The following is a 19,659-nucleotide window of genomic DNA, read 5'->3' as shown; positions in this document are numbered from 1 at the left end:
ACGGTCAGCGATCTGCCTGAGAAGTCAGTGTGTGAGTCATCGATTCTTGATTTCCGGCGAGGTCCTTCGCTTGCGCGACGTAGCGACCGTCGCTTGGAGCATCGAGCGTGATCGTCCAATCGGCGACTCCGGCCTGCTGCGCGATGATCGTCGCCGGAAGTCCGTTGACGGTAACCGCAGCGATTTCGCCGTCGTCATGAGCGACTCCCCGTACGACGCACTTGTCGCCGGCTCGCTCTACGCCGGTAATCAACGTTGCCGGCGGTAGATCGTCGACCGGTTTGACCAATTTCGGAAAGTCTCCGACGTTGACTTCGGCCGCCAAAGCATCCGGCCCCGTCCAGCCGGCGATGCTTTGATAGTTACCGGTCTTCAACAACTCCTTCGCCTTCACCGGCGCCACGCGCATCGTCGTGCCGGACTTAGGCGTGTCGTGGAAGTAGTAAGCTACGCAGTTCTCGACACGGTTCGTCCTCGGGCCGCCGCCGAAATCAACGATCCCTCCCGAATTCGAAGAGCTGCTCGCGGTCAGGACGTTGCGGAAGTGCCCGAAGAGATCCGGCTTGATTCCTATCCCCGTCAATTGAATCAGCGGGTCGTTCTTAAGCTTGCTGGCGGTGAGCGTCAGACGTTCGAACGTGTAGTTGCCGCGCGCGAGGCTCTCTTCATCGTGGCCGCCGTTCAGCGGTTCCTGCTTCACGTTGGCGAGCGCCACATCGCGGTAGACATGCTCGTCGTAGTTCGGGTGATAGATGCCGAAGGCGGCATTCTCGGCCATCAGCCCTTCGAGGAGAAAATAGCGCACGTTCGGCCGAATCACATAATGCGAGTCCCACGCTTTGAGCCGTCGCACGATGAACGGATGCTCGCGATCCCCGGCCACGCCGAGGTCGGTTTCGTCGCCGAAGCGGAAGTCGTACAGACCTTCGCCGTGCGACTCGTTGTCTTCGAAGCGGAGGAGCGGAATTCGCCGCACGTCGCGTTTCGCGGTTGTGCCGTCGGGCCCGAGCAAGGTGAGCACGGGATCGAAGCCGCCGGCCGCGGCGACCTGAAAGTGGTAGCCGTAGTGATCGTTTTCGCAGGCGGCGTTGCGCACGAACGTGTTGCGGCCGTTGGCCCACCAGAAGCCCGCCCCGTCGTTCGGGTCGTACGGCAGAACTTGCCGCGGCAACGGCGTCGTGTTGAACGCTTGCACGGCGAGGTTCCGATCGAACACGTTCCACTGCTCGGTCGCATCTTCCAGGAAGTAGCCGTGTCCGAGGGATTGGTAGCCGACGCAATCGCGGATCAGCAGATGATCGGTTCCGTGTACGGTGATCCAGCGGTTGTGCGAATCCCAAACACTCGCCCCGAGTACTCCGCTGCCGCGCATCGTGTCGCGCACGAGATGGAAGTGAATCGGGTACTTGCCGAGCACACCCTCTTTTCCCAAGTGTCGAAATTCGGCGTAGCTGATGCCGCCGGAGGAGCCGAAGTGATACATCGTATGTCCGCGCTCGCCGGCCGTTTGTGCCGATTCGATGACGACGTTGCGCGACAGATTCGCCACTTCGGACCGCTTGAAGCCGTCGCCGACATGCGACTTCTCCAGCGGCTGATTCAATAGGAGCACCGTTCCTTCGACGGCTGTGATCACGCGTTCTTCCGTCCCCACCGGCTTGGGCCTGCCGCCGCTCTTGCGAAACGTTGCGAACGGGCCCGGCCCGTTCGCAACGCCGGTCGTGACGATGATTCGATCGCCGACGCGCCAATCGGCCGGCGCTTGCTCCAGAGTGATCCGCGCATCTCCCGGCTTCGCCGCCGCGGCGAGCTTCAACCAGGTGCGAGCGAGCGGCGCGCCATGAACATCCCAACGGCCGCCGCAGGCAATGATCGCCGGCAACGTTTCCTTGTTCGTTCCGGCGTGGTATCGCAAGCGGATCGTCGCTTGAATGCCGGCCGGAATCGGTTCGGCGGGCGTGCCGATCTCTAATGCCGGCGGCGGCATGGCCGCGACTTGACTATGCGAGTGCCCATGGGAACCTTTCGGCGCAGCCACCGGCGCGGCGTGACAATCGAAACCGTCTTCGGTCGTCGTCTCACCCGGTTCGATCTTCAGCAAGCCGACGTCCATCAGTGTCGACATCGTGCGCGAGAAGCTCAGTGTTCCTGCCACATGGACCATGCGCAGCGCGACGCTGGAATGCACGTCGTAAGTGACAGCATGCCCGGCACGAACTTGAACGAAATCGCCGGCCTGCGGAGCGCGGCCGCTCTCCCAGGTGCTCTTGTCGGACCAGCTGCCGCTTTGCACCGTGCGCGCTTGAAACGACACCGACTCCGCGGCGATCGTCACGGTTGAGAACGCTAACACGACGACCGTCGATATCACCTTCAACATGGGCTCGCTCCGATCACGCGGAAAACGGACTTACACAGGCTCGCTTGGTGAAGACGGCTTACTTTTCCTTGGGCAAGCCGAGTTGGATCAACGTGATGTTCCCCTCGCCGTGAGTATGGACGGTGAGGAGCGTCCCTTCCTTAACATCCTTCAACACCGTTTTCACGGTGCCTATCGGCTGATAGGGCCCGCCGTCGATGCTTTCTTCCACCGGCGTGTTTTCGGGAATGCTGCGAATGAACAAGTTGTTGCCGTACTTCTTGGTAAAGCTGCTCGGCGCCAGATCCTTGCCGAGCATGGTCAGGCCGCTCGACTTGCTTCCCGTCGTGTACGAAACGAACGTGCCGACCGTGCGCGCCTTGGTGACGCCGACAAAGATTCCCGGCCGATCTTGATAGGCGAACCACGGGCCGACGAACATCGGCGTCCCCGGCTTGACGCTCTTGAGCGTTTCAAGTGCCGGAGCCGGCTTATAGCCACGGTCCGGCCCTTTATCTTCGCCGGCTACGACGTAGACCTTCGTCTTGTCGTCGATGTTCTTCCAGACGACGAGGCCGGTGCTCCCTTTGCTCGTCGCCGAGAGACGAATACTTCCGTCGAGCGTCAAGACTCCCTCCGCGAACGACACGAAGTTCCCTTTGCCGATCTCGAGTTGCGAGAGCGCTGCCGCGGGCTTCTCCGCCCCAGGCTTATCGGCGGCCGATGCGGAACCCGGTGCGAAGGTCCACGCAGCCGGGCTCGTTACGGTGACGATTGCGAATAGCATTGCGAACGAATGAGTTGAAGAAATCGTAAAACGCATGGCGGATGATCTCACAAGAAAGAGTTCGAATGTGCGGGAAATCGATGATGTAATCGGACGGAATGCTTACGACAACGGAGCGCGGAAGTAAGGCACGAAGCAGGCCATCCGGCTTATTGGGAACTACTACTTCTTTTCGCCGATCCGAACGAGGGTGATGTTGTCGTCTCCCTCGCTATGCACATGGAGAATCGTTCCTTCCTTGACGTTGCGCAGCGCCTCGTTGGCCATACCGATCGGCCGGTACTCACCGCCGTCGATGCTCTCATAGGCAGGAACGTCGTCGCGGAACTTGTTGAAGTGAACGTTGTTTCCGTACTTCTTAGTGAAACGCTCACCGAGGTTTTTGCCGAGCATCAGCAGTCGGTCGTTTTCGTACGATACGAAGGTGCCGATCGTAACTCCTTTGCGCGATCCGATGCGGAGAGTTCCGCTCTGGTTCGCGCCGTTGACGACGATCACCGTGCCGACCTTGAGTTGCCTTAAAGCCACGAAGGTATCCGTCGGCACGAACTTGCCGGACGTGTCGCTCCACTCCGTGGTTTTGGTCTTTCGGACGACGTTGGTTTCGATCAGCTCACCGGAGTTCGACTCAAGTGTGAGCGTACCGTTCTTGAACGATGTGAATCGCCCCCAATGCATTTTCGAGTTTGCATCGATCCTATGATCCACCTTCTTTTCGAGAGACGACTCACGTGATCGCACAGACTTCGGCACCCGCACTTTATCGGTACCAAGCTTGATGAAAACGACGTTGCCGTCGTTCAGCGTCACGGCGATCAACCCTCCCGGTTCCCATTGCTTAAAAGCATCTCGGGCAATCGATTGCTTCGGTCCCGCACGATGATGGCTGACGACGTTGACGTCTTCGGCGACGTTCCATTCTCGCTCCGTCTCGACGTCGCTTTGATCGTCGCGCACTTTTACTTTCAGGACACCCTCTTGGAAGGAGACGTATCGTCCGTTAACGATAGCTTCCGACTGCTCCTTCCGTTCCGTGGGCTTGGTCTCTTCCGCTGCCGCCGCCGGCGCTGCGACGAGCGACCATGGCACAAGTCCGAGCATGGCGCCGAACCCGATCAGTAGGCCGTAAGCCAGGACGACTCCGGGAGTCGTCCGCTGGACGTATCGCATCGCCGACAATCGACGGTAGAGCGAGCCCGCTTCACCCGCGGCTCCCATGGACATCATGTGAGCCGTTCGACCGGAGCCTAGCTTGCCGACGATCGCCAAGAGAATCTGGGCGTAATGGACCGGGCTTTGATTCTGCAGCGATATCGCGAGTTGATCGGCGGCGATTTCTTGCGTGAGGCCGAGCCGTCGCTCGCTGAACCACGCCGCGGGATGGAAAAAGAACAACGCCCGAATCATCGCGGAGACGAGACTGCAAAAGAGGTCGCGGCGACTGACGTGTGCCAACTCATGGCCGAGCACGAGCGAACGTTCCGAGGCATCCAGTCGCTCCAGCGTCGTGGTCGGAAGCACGATGGCCGGCCGCAGTATGCCGACGAGGAGCGGACTTCCTTGTCCTTCTGTTTCCAGCACAAGCGGCGGACTCCGGAGACCGAGCATTGCGCTTAATCGCGAACAAGGGTCGAGAAGTTGACGATCTTCGCTCGCCCGACAACGATTCTTGAGCAGCCGAGCGTTTCGGCAAGAGACCAGAATGCGACCCAATTGCCAGGCGACGATCACGGCCCAAGTCGCAAAAGGAATCAGCAGCAATGGGACGTTGCTCGGAGACCGCTCGTCGACGGTCGGTGTGTCGTCGCTCGACATGTGGCTAAATGGGATCGGCGAATCGACGGCGGCAGACACGATCGGATCGGCACTAGGGAGCACCGGTATTTCGACGGGCACCGACCACACGAAAGCAACCGCGAACTTCAACATCACGAGCCGCCACATCCAACACTGATAGCGCGCTGGAATCGAAGGCCTGAGTCGGCACATGAAGGCGACGACCAAGGCCGCGAGCCCACCCTGCCAACTCGCGCGCCACATCGCCGCGCCCCACAGATCGAGTAGGTCGCCGTCGAAGCTCATTTGCCACCTCGCTTCCGTTCTTGTTCGAGATCGTGAACAAGTTGTTTCAAATGGGTGAGGTCTTGATCGGAAAACGGTCCGCTTTCGGAGAGGTAGGCCACGAACGGCGACACCGATCCGCCGAGCGTCGTATCGACGAACGACCGCACCAACCCGCGCAGAAAGTCTTGCTTGGCGACCTTAAGTGAGTAGTGATACACCCCTTTGACTTGCTTCCGCGTGAGATGCCCTTTCTTTCGCAGGCGCTCCATGATCGTGAGGATCGTAGTTCGGGCCTGGCCCGTCGTCCGCGCGAAATGATCGGCCACTTCGCCCACGCTCATCGCCGGTCGGTCGCCCAGATAACGGAGAATCTCGATTTCAGTGGAGCCGAGAACTGCTTTCGATTCGGGCATGGGAATTTTACCGGGAGACGAACAAGACTGACTACATCCATAGGCAGATCGTATTCGACGACTACCGCCATAGTCAAATCAATTCGGAGATGCATGCGGTGTGGACGGCGAAAACGATTCCTCGTCCTCCGGGGTGATTCCGTTCCGATTAAAGGTGCCTTGGATCAAGAAACGGGATGAAGGTCGCTATGGCGGGCTTGACGTCGACCTCACACGCAGGCTTCCATCCCACCGATCGAAAAGATTCGACGAAACGCCGAATCAAGAAATGACCCCGCAGCATGTCCGACCGACAAGCCGACGCCTCATGTCATCCGCAACGCGACGGACAGCTCGCTCCACGTCTGCGCCTTCAGGCAAGTTCGCCGCGACCACCGACGGGCGGCATACGCTTGTTTAAGGGGTAGTCGTCGCGAAGCCGTGAGTGGGCACCGATACACTCTTGTTTCCATCGGAGCGTGTCGATAGGTTAAGGGCACGGTGTGTGAATCCACTCGCCGATACCGTATTCGGAGGCCGATTGATGACTCCTTCCGGAAACGTCGCGACGCATGGGCGACACGCGTTTCAGAACTACTACGGCGACACGGCCGAAGGACTCACCGTCGTTGATCGTCGCGGAATGATGAAGGCTGGGCTCGCAGGGATCGCGGGCCTGAGCGTTGCCGAACTCTTGCGAGCTCGGGCCGGAGCGACGGAGACCGGCCGGAAGCCGAAGACGAATAAGAGCGTGATCCTGGTGTGGATGTCGGGCGGGCCGAGCCAGGTCGACACGTGGGACATGAAGCCTGAGCGGCCGATCAACAACCGGGGGCCGTTCTCGCCGATCGCCACGGCGATGCCCGGCGTGCGGATCTGCGAGTTCATGCCGAAGCAGGCCGCGTTGCTCGACAAGTTCACCCTCATCCGCTCGGTCGACGCTCGTTTCAGCGGCCACAACCCTTATCGGGTCATGCAGACGGGGCATCCCGAGTCGACGACGGTCGACGCGCGCTACCCGGCGATCGGCTCAGTGATCGCGAAGTTTCGCGGGCCGAATCATCCGGCGATGCCGCCTTACGTGGCGGCGGTCGCTGCGCCGCGGAAGCATCTGGCGTTCGCCGGTTACTTGGGGAAGCGCTACGATCCGTTCATCGCCGAGAATGCCGCGAAGTTGCCGATCGTGTCGTTCGAAGGAGCCGACACCGGCAACTTCACCGGCAATAATCTGTTTCAACTTCCGGAAGGACTTTCGACGTCGCGGCTCGGCGATCGGCTGGAGTTGTTGAAGTATTTCGATCGGGTACGGATGGGGCTCGACAACGAAGGGGGGATGCAGGCCATCGGCGCTTATCAACGCCAAGCGGTCGAGATGGTCACGGGGAAGCGAGCGCAGACGGCGTTCGACTTGTCGCTCGAGCCGGCCGCGGTGCGCGATCGGTATGGTAAGCATTTGTGGGCGCAGCAGGCGCTCTTGGCGCGGCGGTTGGTCGAAGCCGGCGTGAGCTTCGTGACGATCGGGATGAACTACGGCGGCGGCGCGAGTTGGGACCATCACGGCGACAACACCCCGCCTTACGGCGGACTGCAAAGCGGACTGAAGCCGATGTTGCCGCTCTTCGATCATGCGCTCGGCACGCTGGTGGCCGATCTCGATGAGCGCGGGATGCTCGACGATACGTTGGTGCTCGCGATGGGCGAATTCGGTCGGAGGCCGATCATCGGCGGGATCGACGGCCGGGACCACTGGCCGGCGGTGATGTCGATGGCGCTGGCCGGCGGCGGACTACGGCATGGGCAAGTGATCGGTTCGACGGATGAATCGGGGGGCGCGATCGCGGATCGACCCGTGACGCCGGGCGATCTGGCGGCGACGATCTATCGCTACATGGACGTGCCGCTCGACACGGAGTACCGCGACAACGGTGGCCGACCGCACCCGATCGTGCAGCTCAACGGCAAGCCGATAAGTGAGCTGTTCTAATCTTTCTCTCCGAAAGAGAAGGGTTTGTGCCTCTATAGGCGCGACGACTACCGAGCGCTCGCCGACGAGCTGCTCAAAGACGAAGCGCGGGCTTATCACGGCAAGACCGTAGTGATCTGCTGGGAGCACGATCGGCTGGCGGATTTCGCTCAGTACTTGGTCGGCGGATTCAATGTCGAGGGGGACCTCCCCTTAAGCCCCAAAGATTCCCAGTGCTCCGCCCGACAGCAAGGAATGGGACTCGTGCGACGTCCGAGGGTTTTACGAAGCCTTGAAGGGGTTCAATGTCGCCGGGATCTTTTACGGCCACACGCACTTCCGCGAAGTCTTTCGTTGGGACGGCTTGTCGAAGCGAGCGACAAGCGGCTTTAACGTCTTCAATACCGACAATGCGAGCCACTTCGCGGGCGCGGCTCAAGCGTTTTTCTACGTCGAGCTGCATGATCGGCAGCTCATCGTGCGCGAGTACACGACGCGCGATGCATGGCAAACCGGGGCTTTCACGCCGTGCTGTGTGTCACGACCTTCAGCACTTTTGTGCGCGAGTTCTCGCCATTTTAGTCGATGCCCGTCCCGGCTGGGGTGACCTGAGCCGTGGTTTCTCAGCGAGTCCGGCGTTTTAGCGCCGCTTTCACCTCGCCGTCCCCAAGTGCTGCGACTTAAGGATCGCGAACAAGAACTGCGAGGTCTAAGAGCATCGTGGCACCGACGTAACGAAGAGGATGAACACGATGCCCTCGCGCTACCACGTACCGCAAGGAAGTCGTTTCCGCTAGGAATAATCGGTGCGGAGTAATTCCGGAATTGCCTGACCGTCGGTGACGATCGGCGTCGGGCGTCCGGTAAGATCCGGAATCGTCGCATGCCGGTAGTCGATGCCGAGGTGCTGATAAATCGTCGCGAGAAAGTCTTGCGGTCCGACTCGTCGATCGACGACGTCTTCTCCTCTTCGATCCGTGCCGCCGATAATGCGACCGGTCCGAATCCCACCTCCCGCCCACAGCATCGAATTGGCGCGCGGCCAATGATCTCGGCCCGGCTGCACGATTCCGGCCGGCGCACTGGCCTTTCCTTCTCCGCTGCTGCCGACATATGTGATCCGCGGCGTTCGTCCGAACTCACCGGTGACGATGACGAGCACTCGTCTGTCGAGACCCCGCGCGTAAATATCTTCGATCAAGGCGGATACCGCTTGATCGAAGAACGGCGCACGATAGGTCAAGGCATCGAACACATGATGATTTACGGCATGATCATCCCAGTTGGCGACCCGACCGCATAGCGGACCGTCGAACGTCGTCGTGACGATTTCGACACCGGCTTCGACCAAGCGCCGAGCCATCAGGCACTGTTGTCCCCATTGGTGACGGCCGTAACGATCGCGAACCTCCGGACGTTCATGGTTCAAATCGAACGCCTGTGCGGCTTCCTTGCTCGTGAGCAAGCCGAGCGCCTGCGACTCGAATCGGTCCATCGCGTCCATCAGGCCCGACGAATCGACATCGCGCCGTAATTGATCGAGCGACTGCCGTAAATGGATTCGGTCGCGAACGCGAGAGGTCTGCCGAGAGTCGGACATCCCGATATTCGGTACTTGGAATTGCGGAGAGCTAGGATCGCCCGTCACCGCAAAAGGCTCGAATGAAGGTCCGAGATAAGCGGGACCGGCGATCTGAAAGCCATCGTAGCGCGTGATCGGATTCACGCCGACGTAGTTGGGCAACGTATGTGCAGCGCGAGAGCGCATGAAATGCGCAACAGTCATGAAGTCGGGATAGACGGGCTTCGGCTTGTCTTGCGCCGCAGGATCGCCGGAAAGAAGCTGGAGTGATCCGGCCGGATGGCCTCCGCCGGTGTGCGCCATCGATCGCAAGACGGTGAACTTGTCGGAGATGGCCGCCTGCCGAGGAAGGAGTTCCGAAAAACGAAGGCCCTGTGTTCGTGTATCGATCGTTTCGAATGGGCCTCGATAGTCGCTCGGGGCGTCTGGCTTAGGATCGTAGGTATCGAGGTGGCTGCACCCACCTCGAAGCCAAACCACGATCACGGCCGTCGGCGGTTTCGAGCTTGTCGTCGCGGCTTCGGCGCGAAGCCGAAAAAGCGAGGGAAGCGAAAGGCTCCCGAGCCCGGTAAGTCCCAGGCGGAGAAACTCGCGCCGAGAAGCCGAGGAACCTTGAGCGGTAGGAGGGCGTCCCATAAGGGCTTTCGGAAATGCGGATCGAGCTAAAGCAGAGGCTCGGCTTCGGATGCCGACTACGGGAGGTGAGAAGCGAGAGCGAGTAGCGGCAGGCGGGCGGGAAACCAAGCAATACAATTGTAGATCGCCAAGAACCGTTCATCAATAATACGTCGATGCATTGAGATCGTATCCGCTAACAACTCGTCGTTGCTCTCGATGGTCGCTCGGAATACGATCGAGCCGTCTTTCGATTTATCTTCATCGCGGAGTTGTTATGACCCGTTTCGCGTTGCTGCTGGTCGGTGTGTTGTCGCTGTTTGTCGATCGGGAGCTGGCCGCCGAAGAGATTCGCCATTCGTTCTTCGTCGCCGGGCCGACGTTTACGGGGATCATCGACGAGGCGGGACAGGAAAGTTGGAACGCCGGTCGCGGTGGGGCTCGCGACGGTTGGGTGTTGCCCAACGGCAACGTGCTGATCGCCTGGACCGACGAAGTCAAAGAATTCACGCGCGACAAGGCCGTGGTGTTTCGGTATGCCCGATCAGCCGACAACAAAGAGATCGGTACCGTCGAGCGCCTCGCCGACGGTCGAACGTTGGTGACGGAGTTGGGGCCGAAGCCGCGACTGCTCGAAATCGAGCCCGACGGCAAGATTGCCGTGGAGTTCCCGTTGGAACCCGAGACCGACAATGCGCACATGCAAACCCGCATGGCTCGCAAGCTACCGAATGGAAACTATCTAGTGCCCCATCTGCTGGCCTTCAAGGTGAAGGAATACACCCCGACGGGATCGGTGGCAAAAACGTGGCGCACCGACCTCGAAGAACTCGGCGGACGCCCGGAAAAGAACTGGCCCTTCACGGCGATTCGTCTTGAAGACGGCAATACGCTCGTCGGCCTGACGAACGGCAACAAAGTGGTTGAGTTCGATGCCGCGGGACAAGTCGTCTGGCGCATATCGAACGGCGACTTGCCGATCAAACCCTTCGACGATGCTTGCGGTTGTCAGAGGCTTCCGAACGGTAACACGGTCATCGCCGCCTATCACGCGGTGAAAGGGATCAAGCTGTTCGAAGTCACTCGCGACAAAAAGTTGGTCTGGAAGTTCGAGGGCCCGCAACGGGTTCATCACTTCCAAATCCTCACCACCAACGGCCGGCCGCTATCGGGCAAGCCGCTCCGTTGACGGCAGAGCAACCGTGCGAGTGGCGTTCAACGACCCCGACCAACTAAAATGACGAGAACTCGCGCACGAAATTCCAGAATGTCGTGACACTCAGCACCGCGAAAAGTCGGTGGACTAGCACACCGATCCTGTATCTGTAGGGTCTCGATCACGAACGACTCGCCTACCGTTACTCCGGTCGCGACTTCCACCGGACCAACGTCGACGGCAACATCGCCAAAGCGATCTTGGCCTAGAATGTGCCGCTCGCGTTAGACCCGGCTCAACGTCCCGCTGTACCCGCCAAACTTGTCGGTCTCGACGCCAAGCCGCTGTAAGATCGTGACGAAGAGCTTTGCCAACGGCAGTTCTTCCACTTCGATCTTGCCGGTCCAACCCGCGTCGGTATCGATTCCAGCACCAGCCTGATTGTCTTCATTCCCCTTGCCGAACTTGAGATAGCGACCGTTGGTGAAGCCGAAATTCTTGCCACCAGCGGAAATGATCGGATAGTTGCGCGAGAGATGGAAACTGCTCGACGCCGAGCCGTGCATGGCAACGGTGTTGTCGAGCATATTGCCGTTGCCCGTGGGCTCGGGCGTGTCGCGCAGCCGCTGAGCAAAGCGGCCAAACTCCTCGGCCTGATAGCGATTGTAGGTGCCGAGGTTCTGCCAGCCGCCGGGTTTTTTGACGGCGTGTGTCAGACCGTGCGCACCTCCAAGCCCTACGGCCAGCGACAGCAGATCGTGCGGTCCCTCGCCGTTCTCGCGCCCCAACTGGAATGTCGCCACGCGCGTCGAGTCGCTTAGAAACGCGAGATAAATCAGCTCGTACATCGTCTGGAAATAAAGCCGCGCTTCTTTGGGCTCGGCGTCGAGATGCAAGTTACGCGTATCAACCTGCGGCACAGGCGTGTCGATCCATCGCTGCGCCTTGGCGAGCTTGAGCTCGGTATCGCGCACCGCGTCGAGATACTGCTTGAGCGTCGCTTGATCGTGGCTGGAAAGTTGACGTCCGAGCGAACGTGTGTGGTCGATCAGCAGATCGAGCGCACTCTTGCTGCGGGTTAGCTTGGCGGCCGTGTCTTTGCTGCTCGTGACGAAGAGCATGTTGAAGATATCGCGCGGCTTGTTGAGTGCCGGGATCGGTCGACCTTCGCGATTGAACGATTGCGTTTGAGCGCCCCGCGGGCCACCCACGCCGCCGTTGGTCGACATGACCAACGATGCGTGTCGTGTACGATCGCCGATATGGGCCGCGTAAACCTGGTCGACCGAGATCGTGTTCTGATACGGGCCGTGACCACCGATCGGAGCACCGGTCAAGTACTGATCGGCATTCGAGTGGCCGTGGACTTGGCGAGCGGCGGGATGCGATAGGCCGGAGTAGATTGTAATGTCGCTGCGCAGCGGATCGAGCACGTCGAGGACTTTCGTCAGCTCGAAATTCTTCTCGCCGCCGCGAGGGAACCAGCTCCAATCCTTCCACGCCGGATCCGACTTCAGCGGCAAGCCGACGCCATCGGGATGATAGACACTGAGGAACCGCTTGGGTGTATCGTCTGTGGCAGAGCGCTCGGCGGCAAACGTCTCCAGCCACGGCAATGCCAGGGCCACTCCCGTGCCGTGCAGAAAGGTCCGGCGACTGAGCGTTGCATTGCGGTGGATCATCGAGTATTCCTGACTCTTACTTGGCGTTGAAAATATCACTGCTGACGATCAACCGCACGAGGTCTCCCAGGCGATCATCCCGTTGCCGGAACCGAGCTGTCAAGCTGTCGATGGCGGTACGATCACCCAGGGTGAGCGATCGGCCGAGGGCATACGCTAGCAGCTTGTGCACCATCGCACTGGCAAATTGATCCTGTCGGTCGGCGAGCAGGTACTGCTTGAGTCCATTCATCCCGGCGAGGGTTTGCCGATTAAAGAGCTCGGCCGTGGCATCGACCGGCTGGTTCTTGATGTGCGTCCGAAACGCCCCCAGGGCATCGTAGTTCTCGAAGGCGATGCCCCAAGGGTCGATCCGCGAGTGACACGAGTTGCACGCCGCTTTGTTGCGATGATCGGCGATCCGCTCCTTGAGCGTCATCTTCAAGATCTCCGGGTCAGTCAAATCGACTTCCGGCACATTCGGCGGCGGCGGAGGTGGCGGATCGTGCAAGATGCGCTCGAGCATCCAGACACCACGTTTGAGCGGGTGCGAGTCTTTGCCGTCGGAGTTCATCGCCAAGATCGCGGCACAGGTCAACAGCCCCCCGCGGTTCGTCTGCGACGTGATGGCCACTTTGCGAAAGTGCGGGCCGAAGACTTTAGGAATGCGATAGTGACTCGCCAGCCGCTCGTTCACGAGAGCGTAATCGGAATGGATGAAGTCCATGACACTGTGATTCTGCCGTAGGACTTCGTCAAAGAACGCGATCGGCTCGGCCTCGAGTGCCTCGCGCAACGTGGCGTCGGTGAGATGCGTCACGCTATTCAAGCGATCCAGGCCCAGCCATTGCTCGACAAAGTTCTGCGACATTCGCCGCGATCGCGAATCGGCCAGCAGTCGCGTCACTTGAGCACTGAGGACTTCCGGTTCGCGGAGCTTGCCTTGCTCGGCGAGGGTCAGCAGCTCATCGTCCGGCAGACTCGACCAGAGAAACATGGCCAGCCGGCTGGCTAATTCGAGCTGGCTGATCTTGGCGGCCGACTTTCTGTCGTCGGCCGATGTGCGCTGCGTCAGGTACAGGAACTCGGGACTGGCGAGCGCGGTGGCCAGCACCTCGAGCATCGCCTCCTCGAACGTCGCGAAGCTGGGTCGATACTGGGCGAACAACGCCATGTACTGGTCCACTTCCTGCGTCGATACCGGTCGCCGCCAGGCTTGTCTCAAAAAGCGACTCAACACCTCGCGACCGTAGATTGCTTCGTTGGCTTGGTTGCTGCTGGCAAAAAAGATGTCCGTGTGCGACTTCGGCGGCCAATGCTCGTAGTACGGAGCGCTGATCTCGATCGAGTCGATCACCACGTTGAGCCGTTCTTCGCCGCCGAAGGCATTCGAGACATTGTGAATGTGCACGAACTCGTCGCGGCGCGGGAATGCGGTCGTGAGCTTGCGAAACGGATTGCGCTGGATATCGTTCAGCGGAATATCGAACTGCACGAACTGCGGATCGTCGGCCGGTGCCGTCACCGGAATGTCGCGGTCGCTGACGACCTGCGAGAAGTTGGCGTTGTTGCTGGTGTGAGCGCTGAAAATCAACCGCAGGCTCGCATACTCGTCGGGGTTCATTGTCGTCCGACCGGCGCGAATGCGCACACGCATCACTCCTTCGTCCGGCAGAAAGCGATCCAAGTCGAGCTTCACTTCGCTGTTCTTCGGCAGCACGAGCACGACCGGGGTGTCGGCCGGCGTTTGCTCGATGGTCGCGTTGGGCAGCGGCAGCGACTTGCCGGTGGTAAACACGATGCCCTGCCCCGATTCGCGACTGAGCAAGTGCGGCTGATTCTGGTGCTTGTTGTAGCTATCGTCATGCTTCTCGAACGGTTTGGCGTTCTTCGCCTTGGCCGCTTGATCCATCTGTTCCTGCCAAGCGACCTTGTATGTGACCGGTCGCGGCCGCTCGCCAATCACCGTGGCGCGCTTGAGCGCGGTGAGCCCGATCTCGCGGTAGGTCTCGAACTGCATCGCCGACATCTGCAGCAGTTCCGAACTGTTCTTGAAGCCATCCGCCGAGACGGGTTCCGGCGGCAGCTTGTTCCCGAGCGCGAACGGGATGCCGAGCAAATCTTGCAGGGCGTAGTTGTATTCGTACTTCGTGAGTCGACGAAACGACGAATGCACTTGTCTGTTGCGGCGCACGAGCGACGCCTTGTTCAACTCTTCACCGAGCCAATCGACGATCCGCCCTCGCTCGGCCTCGGCCAGGACGAACTCAGGCGCGTCTTGCGGCGGCATCTCGGACTTGCCGAGCGCGTTGTACACTTCGCGCCAACGGTCGACATCGGGGCCGGCGAGCAGGTCGGGATTCAATTGATCGATTCGCAGTCGCCCTTCCGAACGTTGCGGGCCGTGGCAGCCGAGGCAGCTCTTTTTGAGGACCGCGTCAATCGATTGGCGAAAGGTCGCCAGATTCGCCTGCGGCAGCGCGTCGGTGGACTCGGGCGCGGCCTTGGTCTCTTTCAAAAATCGCGACTTCGCGCGACCTTGCTCCTTGACCGATTCCAACGTTTGCGGCGCCGCTGGTCCATCGGCGGCCAGAATCGTCCACGTGCTACCAAGCACCAGCAGCAACGTAATCGTGAGAATCTTCATAGACGGGGTAGGCTTCGTTCTTTGGCCGGTGGTGTGGCGGGACTCTAGCGGAAGAGTTCTCGCTATTTTGTCCACGTCAGTTCGCTGATTCAACGACAAATGACTTGACATGCACGGAACTCCGCGGAGCACATGCGCTTTAGCCTCGTTGGACGGCGCAATGAATGTCCCGCGTAGTCCGAACCAGATTCCGGAGACGGTGATCGTAACGGCGTTGCGTGCGAGTTGCGGTGGCCATCACTCGATCATTACCAACCCCACCGGCCAAGCAACCGGGCGGATGGCAATTCCCGGCTTGGTTCAGCTAGAATGGCGAGAACTCGCGCACAAAAGTACGGAATGTCGTGACACTCAGCACGGTTCAACGGCACCGTAACGAAGGTTGCAGCGACGTGATCTTGGAAGCGAGCGACGATGGCCGATTCTCCGGCCATCATCTTCGTGGCGACACGACCGTGCTGATCGACGGTCGCTCGCGTGTCGTCGTTGGAGGTGTAAACCGCCTCATGCGTCACGTCGCGGCTCGAGCCGTCGGACAGCGTGGCCGTGACCAGCAGTCGTTGCTGCGAGCGCTCGCGCATCGTTCGAATTTTGGGCTGTACGTCGATGGCGACGACCTGCGGAGCGTCGTCGCTGCCGTGCGGCATCCCGGCGTCGATTCAGCGAAGCAATCGCCGGTACTCGGTCGAGTTTTCTTCCAAACGTCCACCGCCGCCGTGCGGCACTCGATTCGTAGCCTTCGTGAGTAAAAGCGACTCGCGCGGCACTGAGGGAAACAACCGCCGCCCACGCCCTTCGCAAACGATCGCTTGATAGTCGGCCCCGACGTCGTGACCGAACACTGAAAGCTTGAAACCGTTTTGACCGCTTTGCTTTCCGTGGCAAGCACCCGAGTTGCATCCGGCTTTGGTGAGCAGGGGAATAATGTCGCGAGCAAAATGAGGCGACGGCAACACCGCAACACGTTCGACACGAACATCGACCGAAGATGATCGGCCGTCGAAGGTCGCGGAAATTACGGCCGAGCCGTTGCCGACCGGGAGCACGACTCCATCTTCGCTTACGGTTGCAATCTTGGGGTTCGATGAAGCGAATACCGCCTCATCCGTGGCGTCGACTTCCCCCCCTGAATGAATCGCGGTCACTAACAGTTGCTGACGTGCATCGGCTCCGGTGAGCAACGGCGCGGGGGGATCAACCCGCAGCCCCGTCGTCGATCCGCTCGACGAGGCGGGGGCGGCAAGAACCGACGCAATGCGGCAATCCCTATCTCGACATTCCGGCCGTCGCGATCTCGACGAGGCGGGGGCGGCAAGAACCGACGCAATGAGCAGGGATATTAGCATCGGAGAGCCGACGTGCAGGCGAATTGGATCGCGGACGGCAGGATATCAGGCGGGGATCATCAATCTTAGTTGATCGATGCCTGAACACAAGTTGATCTTCCAAGCCCATCCGGCAAGCACTCCGGCAATCGACGTTGCGTTGTTTCACAGGACATTCTGGAGTTTCCCTCGCTAGTTTTCCCCACTTTAGAGGAGTGCATCCCGCTGTGAGCGACCTGAGCCGTGGTTTCTCCGCGAGTCGGGCTTGGCGTCGCTTTTCACCTTGCCGTTCCAAAGCCGCGCATACTCCGGTTACGGATCGCCGCGCGTTGTCACCCGTCCGATACTTGGGAACACACACCCCGTTTCAACAGACGACGAGACGGAACTCAAGCCTGTGCCGTAGCGAGCGTCGATGGGGAACCGTCCGCGAGGACTACAGTGAGCGCGAGAGCACGGTCGATTCGCCGACTGGCTATCCGACCAACTCTCGAATCGGCTTCCCGCCTTGATCCAAGATGAAGCGCGGGCGACCTCGATTGTCGAGGTAGCTCACGTCTTGAGGCACATCGAAATATCGAAACAGCGTCGCCGCAAGGTCGCCCGGAGTAACGGGTCGCTCGTGGATCTCGCCTCCGTCGCGGCTCGAGGCTCCGATGATCTGACCATGCTTGAGTCCGCCTCCCGCCATGCACATCGACATCACGACGGGCCAATGATTCCGGCCATCGGTGCTCCCTTGCGTTCCCATGTTCGGCGTACGCCCGAATTCTCCCATCGCGATCACCAGCACGTCGTCGAGCAATCCTCGCTCATCGAGATCGGAGACGAGCGTCGTGATGAGATGATCGAACAGGGGCAGTAGCGGACCGAGGCCGTTCTTGATGCCGCCGTAGGGAGGGATATTGTCGCCGTGAGTATCCCATGTGCCGGAAGCGGAATGGTAGCTGAGGTCGAGCGTGACGAAGGCCGTACCCGCCTCGACCAAACGCCGCGCGATCAATGCCTGCCGACACCACAGATGTTTGCCGTATCGGTTGCGGACGGCTTGCGGCTCGCGCTCCACGTCGAACGCGTTGCGGGCTCGCTCGCCGAGCAGCATGTCGACCGCTTGCCGCTGATAGACATCAAGGGCTTGCATCGAGCCCGACTGATCAAGGCCCGAGCGCATTTGGTCGAATCGCTGCAGCAACGCCCGACGATCGTGAAGTCGATCGATGGAGAGGCCAGTCGGCAATTGGAACAAGTCGCCGCCGGTCATGTCGCCCGTGTCGATGCCGACGTTCGAATACACCGGCAGCTTCGTTGCTTGGCTGCAGAGAAACGGATCGTACTGCTTGCCGAGATATCCGGCGAAGGCCAAGTGCGAGCGTGATTTCATGAACGCCGCATAGGGCGGCATCGAAGGATGATTGGCTCCGTGATGCTTCGCGATCACCGACGCCAAGGCGGGATAGTGCTCCGCTTCGGGATTCGTGCGGGCTTCGGCAGTGAGGTTCGCCGTTTGAAAGACTTTGTTCGGTTCGTGATTGCTGTGTCGCGCGTCGACGGAGCGAATGATCGTGAACTTGTCGAGCATCGCCGCCTGCTTCGGCAAGTGCTCGCAAATGACGACGCCGGGCAACTTCGTCTGCGTGACGCCGAACGGACCGCGGTTGTTCTCCGGTCGATCGGGCTTCGGATCCCACGTGTCGATCTGGCTCGGACCGCCGGCCATCCACAGCAGAATCACGCTCTTCGGCGCGCGCATCTTACGCCCTGCGTCGGCGGCTTCGGCACGTGCTTGAAGCAAGGCGGGGAGTGATAACCCGGCGATGCCCGCCGCACCGGCCTTCAACATCCCGCGCCGGTCGACCAGGGTCAGGCCTTCACGCGTCGTTCCTTGAAAGTCGACGAAGGCGTGGGCGGCATGTGCCGCACGTTGACAAGGCCTTGCACGAAAGTCGCTGGACATGAAGCAATTCCTGTAATGCCTCGCATCACGCTGAGGAGCCGGTCTCCGACGCTTATCTCCGCTTCAAATTTTCGCCTACGGTCGCACTCGAAGCCTTACGACAACTCCGCGATCGGATTGCCGTGCGGCAGGATCGGCATCGGTCGACCGCTCCGGTCGAGGAACGCGTGGTGGTAGTCGATACCTAAAAAGCGATAGACCGTGGCGAGCAGGTCGTTCGGATCGAGGCGATTGTCTTTCGGATACTCACCTTTGTCGGTGGTCGAACCGATAACTTGCCCCATGCGAGCGCCGCCGCCGGAGATCAGCACCGACTGCGCACCGGGCCAATGATCGCGACCGGGCTGCATCACGCCGGAGCGTGTTCCCCGAGCCGGATTGACGCGCGGAGTGCGGCCGAATTCGCCGGCGACGATCAACATCGTCTTGCGATCGAGTCCGCGATCGTAGATGTCTTCGATCAAGGCCGCGACCGCCTTGTCGAACGGCGCCAAGCGCACGCCGAGATCGTAATAGAGATCGCCGTTGACGGCATGAATGTCCCAGTTGCCGGCGGTGCGAGTTTCATCGACGCCGGGCACGTTGGGATTGTTCATGTCCATCCGCACGAAACTGCAGCCCGCTTCGACGAGCCGGCGGGCGAGCAAGGCACGTTGGCCCCATTCATGCCGGCCGTAGCGATCGCGAGTCGCTTCGCTCTCGAATGTCAGGTCGAACGCTTGGCGAGCCTTCTCGCTGGTGAGCAGGTCTAAAGCACGTTGGTTGAAAGCATCCATCGACGACATCGAGAGGGAGCCGTCGGCCTCACGGCGAAATGTGTCGAACGCTTTCAGCAACGCGGCGCGGTCGCCGAGGCGACCCTTGAGCGCGGAACTCACGGCGAGATTCGGCACCTTGAAGCCCGGTGCCCCGGGATTGCCGCCGACCACGAACGGCATCGTCGATTCGCCGAGGTACGCGCTGCCGTCGCCGTAGGCGCGGGCCGAACTGGCAACATGGTTCGGGACGCCGAGTTGCCGATGTTCGCGCATCTTGGCCACGATCGGCCCGACGCACGGAAACTCGGAAATCGGATCGACGCTCGGAGTGTGTCGACCGCTGAGAAAACGGACCGAACCTTGCGCGTGCTGCGAATCTTCGTGAGTGATCGAGCG

At 60.4% G+C, this 19,659-nt stretch carries 13 protein-coding genes; 2 read left to right on the top strand and 11 right to left on the bottom strand.

Annotation, left to right across the window (positions count from 1 at the left end):
* Positions 1-4: 4 nt before the first annotated feature.
* From K8U03_26625 to K8U03_26610, 4 genes are all read right to left on the bottom strand, one after another.
* Positions 5-2,380: a G8 domain-containing protein gene (locus tag K8U03_26625; protein MCE9608475.1), complete on the bottom strand. Its 2,376-nt coding sequence runs from the start codon at positions 2,378-2,380 to the stop codon at positions 5-7.
* 58 nt (positions 2,381-2,438) lie between these two features.
* Positions 2,439-3,146, bottom strand: coding sequence for a hypothetical protein (locus K8U03_26620; GenBank protein MCE9608474.1), 708 nt, complete (start codon positions 3,144-3,146; stop codon positions 2,439-2,441).
* A 162-nt stretch (positions 3,147-3,308) separates the two neighbouring features.
* Positions 3,309-5,228 carry a M56 family metallopeptidase gene (locus tag K8U03_26615; GenBank protein MCE9608473.1) on the bottom strand — a complete coding sequence of 640 codons (1,920 nt, stop codon included), beginning with the start codon at positions 5,226-5,228 and terminating at the stop codon, positions 3,309-3,311.
* A complete protein-coding gene (locus K8U03_26610) occupies positions 5,225-5,623 on the bottom strand; it encodes a BlaI/MecI/CopY family transcriptional regulator (protein MCE9608472.1) in 399 nt (132 codons plus the stop codon). Before K8U03_26610 ends, K8U03_26615 begins: the two co-directional genes overlap by 4 nt.
* Positions 5,624-6,146: 523 nt before the next feature.
* On the opposite strand from K8U03_26610, the gene K8U03_26605 reads away from it, so the two are divergent.
* Positions 6,147-7,586 carry a DUF1501 domain-containing protein gene (locus K8U03_26605; protein ID MCE9608471.1) on the top strand — a complete coding sequence of 480 codons (1,440 nt, stop codon included), beginning with the start codon at positions 6,147-6,149 and terminating at the stop codon, positions 7,584-7,586.
* 772 nt (positions 7,587-8,358) lie between these two features.
* On the opposite strand, the gene K8U03_26600 is transcribed toward K8U03_26605, so the two are convergent.
* Positions 8,359-9,783 (bottom strand): DUF1501 domain-containing protein, encoded by a 1,425-nt coding sequence (locus tag K8U03_26600; GenBank protein MCE9608470.1) that lies wholly within the window; start codon positions 9,781-9,783, stop codon positions 8,359-8,361.
* 256 nt (positions 9,784-10,039) lie between these two features.
* Between K8U03_26600 and K8U03_26595 the strand changes: the two genes are divergently transcribed.
* Positions 10,040-10,951: a hypothetical protein gene (locus tag K8U03_26595; protein ID MCE9608469.1), complete on the top strand. Its 912-nt coding sequence runs from the start codon at positions 10,040-10,042 to the stop codon at positions 10,949-10,951.
* A 251-nt stretch (positions 10,952-11,202) separates the two neighbouring features.
* On the opposite strand, the gene K8U03_26590 is transcribed toward K8U03_26595, so the two are convergent.
* The 6 genes from K8U03_26590 to K8U03_26565 form a co-directional block, all read right to left on the bottom strand.
* Positions 11,203-12,600 (bottom strand): DUF1552 domain-containing protein, encoded by a 1,398-nt coding sequence (locus tag K8U03_26590; GenBank protein MCE9608468.1) that lies wholly within the window; start codon positions 12,598-12,600, stop codon positions 11,203-11,205.
* Positions 12,601-12,616: 16 nt separating this feature from the next.
* Complete coding sequence (locus K8U03_26585) at positions 12,617-15,226, bottom strand: DUF1592 domain-containing protein (GenBank protein MCE9608467.1); 2,610 nt, start codon at positions 15,224-15,226, stop codon at positions 12,617-12,619.
* Positions 15,227-15,474: 248 nt separating this feature from the next.
* A complete protein-coding gene (locus K8U03_26580) occupies positions 15,475-15,873 on the bottom strand; it encodes an Ig-like domain-containing protein (GenBank protein ID MCE9608466.1) in 399 nt (132 codons plus the stop codon).
* Positions 15,874-15,885: 12 nt separating this feature from the next.
* Entirely contained in the window at positions 15,886-16,407 is a 522-nt protein-coding gene (locus K8U03_26575; GenBank protein ID MCE9608465.1) for an Ig-like domain-containing protein, read from the bottom strand.
* A gap of 619 nt (positions 16,408-17,026) precedes the next feature.
* Entirely contained in the window at positions 17,027-18,505 is a 1,479-nt protein-coding gene (locus K8U03_26570; protein ID MCE9608464.1) for a DUF1501 domain-containing protein, read from the bottom strand.
* Positions 18,506-18,600: 95 nt separating this feature from the next.
* Positions 18,601-19,659: DUF1501 domain-containing protein (locus K8U03_26565; GenBank protein MCE9608463.1), on the bottom strand; the 1,059-nt coding region annotated here is incomplete at its 5' end.

Source organism: Planctomycetia bacterium (assembly GCA_021413845.1).
In the GTDB taxonomy this organism is placed as follows: domain Bacteria; phylum Planctomycetota; class Planctomycetia; order Pirellulales; family PNKZ01; genus PNKZ01.
The sequence above is the reverse complement of the archived record's forward strand: the minus strand, read 5'-3'. Positions and strand labels throughout refer to the sequence as shown.

Coding starts and splice junctions, on each gene's coding strand:
- K8U03_26625 (MCE9608475.1), bottom strand. CDS start 2,380: ATGTTGAAGGTGATATCGACGGTCGTCGTGTTAGCGTTCTCAACCGTG.
- K8U03_26620 (MCE9608474.1), bottom strand. CDS start 3,146: ATGCTATTCGCAATCGTCACCGTAACGAGCCCGGCTGCGTGGACCTTC.
- K8U03_26615 (MCE9608473.1), bottom strand. CDS start 5,228: ATGAGCTTCGACGGCGACCTACTCGATCTGTGGGGCGCGGCGATGTGG.
- K8U03_26610 (MCE9608472.1), bottom strand. CDS start 5,623: ATGCCCGAATCGAAAGCAGTTCTCGGCTCCACTGAAATCGAGATTCTC.
- K8U03_26605 (MCE9608471.1), top strand. CDS start 6,147: ATGACTCCTTCCGGAAACGTCGCGACGCATGGGCGACACGCGTTTCAG.
- K8U03_26600 (MCE9608470.1), bottom strand. CDS start 9,783: ATGGGACGCCCTCCTACCGCTCAAGGTTCCTCGGCTTCTCGGCGCGAG.
- K8U03_26595 (MCE9608469.1), top strand. CDS start 10,040: ATGACCCGTTTCGCGTTGCTGCTGGTCGGTGTGTTGTCGCTGTTTGTC.
- K8U03_26590 (MCE9608468.1), bottom strand. CDS start 12,600: ATGATCCACCGCAATGCAACGCTCAGTCGCCGGACCTTTCTGCACGGC.
- K8U03_26585 (MCE9608467.1), bottom strand. CDS start 15,226: ATGAAGATTCTCACGATTACGTTGCTGCTGGTGCTTGGTAGCACGTGG.
- K8U03_26580 (MCE9608466.1), bottom strand. CDS start 15,873: ATGCCGCACGGCAGCGACGACGCTCCGCAGGTCGTCGCCATCGACGTA.
- K8U03_26570 (MCE9608464.1), bottom strand. CDS start 18,505: ATGTCCAGCGACTTTCGTGCAAGGCCTTGTCAACGTGCGGCACATGCC.